Annotated in this window: 4 protein-coding genes; 2 read left to right on the top strand and 2 right to left on the bottom strand. The window is 68.9% G+C overall.

Annotated elements, in window-relative coordinates:
• Window positions 1–27 precede the first annotated feature (27 nt).
• Entirely contained in the window at window positions 28–1,041 is a 1,014-nt protein-coding gene (locus ABZ195_RS23390) for an ABC transporter substrate-binding protein (protein ID WP_355221978.1), read from the bottom strand.
• Window positions 1,042–1,220: 179 nt separating this feature from the next.
• Here ABZ195_RS23390 and ABZ195_RS23385 point away from each other — a divergent pair, with 179 nt between their 5' ends.
• Entirely contained in the window at window positions 1,221–2,111 is an 891-nt protein-coding gene (locus ABZ195_RS23385; protein ID WP_355221976.1) for a mycobacterial-type methylenetetrahydrofolate reductase, read from the top strand.
• Window position 2,112: 1 nt separating this feature from the next.
• Here ABZ195_RS23385 and ABZ195_RS23380 read toward each other — a convergent pair whose 3' ends face one another.
• Entirely contained in the window at window positions 2,113–3,045 is a 933-nt protein-coding gene (locus tag ABZ195_RS23380) for an SGNH/GDSL hydrolase family protein (RefSeq protein WP_355221974.1), read from the bottom strand.
• Window positions 3,046–3,090: 45 nt separating this feature from the next.
• On the opposite strand from ABZ195_RS23380, the gene ABZ195_RS23375 reads away from it, so the two are divergent.
• Entirely contained in the window at window positions 3,091–3,939 is an 849-nt protein-coding gene (locus ABZ195_RS23375; RefSeq protein ID WP_355221972.1) for a PHP domain-containing protein, read from the top strand.
• The last annotated feature ends 1 nt before the right edge of the window (window position 3,940 follow it).

Raw genomic sequence — 3,940 nt, 5'->3', positions numbered from 1 at the left:
AGTCCCGCGAGAACGCCGCGAGGGAAGCTAGGCGTTGGAGAGGTCGGCGACCGGCTTGCCCGCGTACGCGTTGGCGAGCTGGGGGACCAACAGGTCGAGTGCGTACATCATGGCGTTGGGGCCACCGAACGCGATCGCGCCGCTCAGGGTGGAGTCCGAACCCGCGTACAGCGTGCGGCCGTCGCGAACCACGTCGAGTCGCTGGAACGCCGGGACGTCGGCCATCTGCTCCTTGCCGAGGCCGTTGACGAACAGCGCCGGGCCGTCGAGCAGGTTCAGCTTCTCCTCCGAGACGTCGCCGATGGTGGTGCCGGTGTCGAGACCGAGCCCGTCGAAGATGGCGTTACGGGGGTCACCCTTACCGATTACGTAGTGCGCGTTGGGTTCCGAGGTGAAGTCCGACACCAGTTTCTTGCCCGCGAATTCGGGATGGGCAGCCTTGGCTTCGGCGAACTTGGCGTTGACCTGGTCGACCAACTTCTGGGCCTGCTCCTCGCGACCGAGGGCCTTGCCCGTCGTCATCAGCTGGACGTCCCACGGCGTCTCCTCGGCCGGGTAGTCCGCGGACTGCACGACGGTGGGGGCGATCTGCGAGAGACGGTCGTAGGTCTTCTGGTCGATCGTCTCGTTGATCGCGAAGATGACGTCGGGCTTGGCGGCGGCGATGCCCTCGAAGTTGATCGAGTCGCCTTCGATGGCGGGCACGCCCTTGCCGCCGGTCTCCTGCTGCACCCACGGGAAGTCGTCGTAGTTCTCGAAGTAGCCGCCGCGGCTGCCGACCGGCACCACTCCGAGGGCCAACACGTAGTCCTGGTCGATCCATCCGGCGGTGACGACGCGCTTCGGGTCGGCCGGAATCGTGGTCTCACCGAACTCGTGCGACACCGTGACGGTGTCGCCCGAGGCGGCCGCCGAGGTCGTCGACCCGTTCGTGGGGGTGGTCGAGCTGCCGCAACCGGCGACGAGGGCGGCTCCGAGGAGGACCGTGGAGGCCAAGGCCAGGGCTCGAGATGCGCGCACCGCGCGACTGAAGATCGGCATTTTGGAAGGCTAGCATTGCCTAACTTATCTCGGGTCGGTCAGTGTGAAGTCCGCCGTCGCGGGGCCGATCGGTAGGGTGACGTCCCGACGGCCCGCAAACTTGGGCCACGCGCAACGGAGCGTCGCCCATCAGGCATGCCGCCCGACGTGAATCCGATGATGTGAATTGGAGCAGTCCCATGGCCCTCAACACCATCGCGCTGGAACTCGTCCCGCCCAACGTCGACCGCGGTGCGGCCTACGCCGTCGACGAGGCCCGCAAGGTGCTGCAGCTGGCCAAGGACGCCGGTATCGAGGGCCGCATCAAGCACGTGATGATCCCCGGCATGATCGAGGAGGACGGTGACCGTCCCATCGAGATGAAGCCCAAGCTCGACGTCCTCGAGTACTGGTCGATCATCAAGCCGGAGTTGCCGGACATGAACGGGCTGTGCACGCAGGTCACGTCCTTCCTCGACGAACCCGCCCTCGAGCTACGCCTCGGCGAACTCCTGGGCGCCGGCTTCGACGGCATCGCCTTCGTGGGTGTGCCACGCACCATGGCCGACGGCGAGGGGGCCGGTGTCGCACCGACCGACGCCCTGTCGATCTACGGCGACGTCGTGCCCAACCGCGGCGCCATCCTGATTCCCACCCGCGACGGTGAACACGGCCGCTTCAACTTCAAGTGCGACCAGGGCGCGACCTACGGGATGACGCAGCTGCTGTACTCCGACACGATCGTCGGCTTCCTCACCGACTTCGCCACGACGACCGACCACCGTCCCGAGATCCTGCTGTCGTTCGGATTCGTGCCGAAGATGGAGACCGAGGTCGGACTGGTCAACTGGCTGATCCAGGATCCCGGTAACCCCGCCGTCGCCGCCGAGCAGGCCTTCGTGAAGGAACTGGCCGCCGCCGACCCGGCCGTCAAGCGCAAGCAGATGCTCGACCTGTACAAGCGGGTCGTCGACGGGGTGGGCGACCTCGGCTTCCCCCTGAGCGTGCACTTCGAGGCGACCTACGGCGTCTCGCGACCCGCGTTCGACACCTTCGCCGAGATGCTCGACTACTGGTCGCCGGACCGCTGACTCACCCGCCGGCGGCGAGGTAGTCCGCCAGCGCCGTCCCCACCGCAAGGGCACCCGCCCCGTTGGGATGCAGCGGGGCGGCGGGACTGACCGGCGCGAAACCCTCGAAGTAGCGGTCCTGCGGCGCCGCGCAGATGTCGTGTCCAACCGTCAGCGGCCGCAGGTCGAAGAACTCCGCGCCCCGATCGGTGGCCACCCGGGCCAGGCGGTCGTCCAACTCGTCGACCTTGGCCTGGAAGTAGGCGGCGTCGACCGGGTTGATGGGCTCGGCGGGAAAGCAGCCCTCCGGCCGGACGTAGGTGCCGTAACCGACCAGCACCACCCGGGCCAACGGGGCCTTGTCGCGGATCGCGTCGACGAGGTTCGCCCAGCCGTCGGCGTCGTCGTCGATGGCCGTGGAGATGGCGTCGACGCCGCCCGCCGTCAGCTTCGGCGAGCACGGCGGGACGTCCAAGCTGGTCCGTCGGCACGTCGCCGCGATGGTCGGCAGGTCGACGGCGTTGCCGCCGATGGTGACGGTGACCAGTTGGGTGTCGGCGGTGACGGCGGCCAGTTGGGGTGGCACCGGACCGGTACGGGTGGGCTGCGACCGGGACACGAGGTCCTCGGTGCGCGCGCCGCTGCACGTGACGTCGGCGAACGAGGCCGCTCCGATGCGACGGGCCAGCACCGACGGGTAGTCGTTCGTCGACTTCAGGCACCCCACGGGCGGGGCCTGATCGGGCACCAGCGGGGCCGCCGCGGCCGAGTCGCCCATCGCCACGTAGCTCGGACCCGACCCGGGAGCCGCTGCCGGCGGGGCCGGGACGGCTGTGGACGACGGCTCCGGCGCGATGGGTGCGGGCGGGGCGACGACGCACGAGACGCAGGCCGTCGCCGCGAACGCGGTCAGCAGAACCGCGACCACCGTCCGGTGGATTCGGTTCGAGGCCATCATTCGTTCATACCCAGGCTCGCCGACCATGCCACTGTGTTCTTCGTGACGGGCTTCGTGACGGGCAAAATGACTCTTCCCTCGGACAACCACGTCCACACCGAGTTCTCGTGGGACACCGGTCCGGATGCCTCGATGGTGAACACCTGCCGCCGTGCCGTGGAGATCGGCCTGCCCGCGGTCGCCTTCACCGAGCACGTCGACTTCACGGACTGGGGCGATCACGACCACCCGCCGACGGACACCCGGGTCGGCACCCGCCGACGAGTGCTTCCGGTCGACGTCGACGCGTACCTGGCCAGCATCGAACGCTGCCGGCACGAATTTCCCGGGTTGCGCATCCTGTCTGGTATCGAGGCCGGTGAACCACACCTGTTCGCGGGCGGCGTCGCCGCGGTGCTGCGGTCGGGGCGGTTCGACCGCGTGCTCGGTTCACTGCACTCGATCGTCCACGACGGCACGCTCGTCTACGCCAACCACGTGTTCCAGTCCCGGCCTGCCGCCGAGGTCGTCCGGAGCTACTTCGCCGAGCTGCTGCGCCTGGTGGAGGGGTCCGACGTATTCGAGGTGCTCGCCCATTGCGACTACCCGCGCCGCTACTGGCCCGCGGCGCGGGAGGGCCACTACCGCGAGGCCGACTTCGAGGAGGAGTACCGGACGGTGTTCCGGGCGCTGGCCGCCTCCGGGCGGGCGTTGGAACTCAACACCTTCAGCCCGCTCGCCTCGGTGGACCTGATGCGCTGGTGGCACGAGGAGGGCGGCGGCGCGGTGTCCTTCGGCAGCGACGCCCACGTCCCGGTCCGGGTGGGGGACAAGTTCGACGTGGCCGTCGACGTCGTCGAAGCGGCCGGGTTTCGGCCGGGCCGCGACGAGTACGACTTCTGGCGCCGCTGAA

This window comes from Mycobacterium sp. NPDC006124, assembly GCF_040614235.1.
Classification (GTDB): Bacteria; Actinomycetota; Actinomycetes; order Mycobacteriales; family Mycobacteriaceae; genus Mycobacterium.
Note: the sequence above shows the minus strand (reverse complement) of the source record. Positions and strands in the feature narration are given on the sequence as shown.

Coding starts and splice junctions, on each gene's coding strand:
- ABZ195_RS23390 (WP_355221978.1), bottom strand. CDS start 1,041: ATGCCGATCTTCAGTCGCGCGGTGCGCGCATCTCGAGCCCTGGCCTTG.
- ABZ195_RS23385 (WP_355221976.1), top strand. CDS start 1,221: ATGGCCCTCAACACCATCGCGCTGGAACTCGTCCCGCCCAACGTCGAC.
- ABZ195_RS23380 (WP_355221974.1), bottom strand. CDS start 3,045: ATGGCCTCGAACCGAATCCACCGGACGGTGGTCGCGGTTCTGCTGACC.